Raw genomic sequence first — 498 nt, forward strand, 5'->3', positions numbered from 1 at the left:
GTGTAATTACCATAAAGGCGGGCACAACAGCGTCTCTAAAATCATCAACCGCTATGCGCCAGACTCGGAAAATAACACCACTGCATATATTAACAGTGTTGCCAAGGCACTCAATGTAGACCAGTTCGAAAAGATTGAAGTGAATAAACCGACACTGATTGGACTATCAAAAGCCATTATCCGGCACGAGAACGGCAGGCAACCGTATTCTGAGGCAACGTTTGAAAAAGCGTTTGAGATGCTATGAAAGCCTACGAGAAGGTAGTACTCGTTATTATAGCCGGACTCATTGCTTGGTCTAATTGGTTGATGGCATCGTTAAACGAAGTAAATGATTTAAATAAAAAACTAACGACTGACTTCAATGAACAAGTTGCTATCAACACTCGGCAGCAAGAGCGCATCAAGCACCTTGCGGAACTCGACAAAACACACACACAGGAACTCGCCCATGCCAAGACTGAAATCGACACTCTTCGGGCTGATGTTGCCGCTGGT

General features: G+C 44.6%; 1 protein-coding gene and 1 pseudogene. Both read left to right on the forward strand.

Going from position 1 to position 498, the window contains the following annotated elements; all coding sequences use genetic code 11:
- Positions 1 to 247, forward strand: a pseudogene (locus Xind_RS25495) (structural protein); the annotation flags it as partial.
- A partial coding sequence (locus tag Xind_RS25500) for a lysis system i-spanin subunit Rz (protein ID WP_187650971.1) occupies positions 244 to 498 on the forward strand: 255 nt, incomplete at its 3' end. The pseudogene Xind_RS25495 and the gene Xind_RS25500, both read left to right, overlap by 4 nt.

The sequence above is a fragment of the Xenorhabdus indica genome, from assembly GCF_014467235.1.
Taxonomy (GTDB): Bacteria; Pseudomonadota; Gammaproteobacteria; order Enterobacterales; family Enterobacteriaceae; genus Xenorhabdus; species Xenorhabdus indica.